1 protein-coding gene is annotated in these 656 nt (G+C 57.2%); it reads right to left on the reverse strand.

Going from position 1 to position 656, the window contains the following annotated elements; genetic code table 11:
* A partial coding sequence (locus SB773_RS29880; protein ID WP_486304299.1) for a collagen-like domain-containing protein occupies positions 1-656 on the reverse strand: 656 nt, incomplete at both ends.

The raw sequence follows: 656 nt of genomic DNA on the forward strand, positions 1-656 counted from the left end.
CCTGTGTTACCTTGAACGCCTTGAGGTCCAGTGGAACCAGTAGCACCTGTGTTACCTTGAACGCCTTGAGGTCCAGTGGAACCAGTAGCACCCGTGTTACCTTGAGCACCTTGAGGTCCGGTGGCACCGGTAGCACCAGTGTTACCTTGCGCACCTTGAGGTCCAGTGGAACCGGTAGCACCAGTGTTACCTTGAACGCCTTGAGGTCCAGTGGAACCAGTAGCACCTGTGTTACCTTGAGGTCCAGTAGCACCCGTGTTACCTTGAAGACCTTGAGGTCCAGTGGAACCAGTAGCACCTGTGTTACCTTGAGGTCCAGTAGCACCCGTGTTACCTTGAAGACCTTGAGGTCCAGTGGAACCAGTAGCACCGGTAGCACCCGTGTTACCTTGAAGACCTTGAGGTCCAGTGGAACCAGTAGCGCCCGTGTTACCTCTAGGTCCGGTAGCACCGGTCGCACCTGTGTTACCTCTAGGTCCGGTAGCACCGGTCGCACCTGTGTTACCTCTAGGTCCAGTAGCACCGGTCGCACCAGTAGCGCCCGTGTTACCTCTAGGTCCAGTAGCACCGGTCGCACCTGTGTTACCTCTAGGTCCGGTAGCACCAGTAGCGCCCGTGTTACCTCTAGGTCCGGTAGCACCAGTAGCGCCCGTGTT

Origin of the sequence: Bacillus sp. SIMBA_074 (assembly GCF_046534555.1) — a bacterium.
GTDB lineage: Bacteria > Bacillota > Bacilli > Bacillales > Bacillaceae_G > Bacillus_A > Bacillus_A mycoides.